The sequence below is a fragment of the Veillonella sp. ZSJB6 genome, from assembly GCF_051549505.1.
Classification (GTDB): domain Bacteria; phylum Bacillota; class Negativicutes; order Veillonellales; family Veillonellaceae; genus Veillonella.
Genome location: NZ_JBPUGE010000167.1, coordinates 1 through 240 on the forward strand (window position 1 = coordinate 1; position 240 = coordinate 240).

General features: G+C 38.8%; 1 riboswitch.

The window, feature by feature from the left end:
* The first annotated feature begins 29 nt into the window (after positions 1–29).
* A riboswitch (glycine riboswitch) is annotated at positions 30–146 on the top strand.
* The last annotated feature ends 94 nt before the right edge of the window (positions 147–240 follow it).

Here is a 240-nt window from a genome sequence, read left to right on the forward strand (position 1 = left end):
GTCAAAAAGTTAAAAACCCAGCATAATAACCGAAGATTTCAGGAGAGAATGTTGTTTTGTTTTTCATCAAATTATGAAACACCAAAACCATCACCGAAGGCGTAAAGACCCTATAATCGCTCAGGTAAAAGGACTGGAATCGTAATTTTTGGCAGTGGCGTATGCACTGCATCAAAATATAACAAATCTGGAGAGTGTATTGCTTGGCAATGCCACCGAAGGGGAAAAGATTGATTTGTC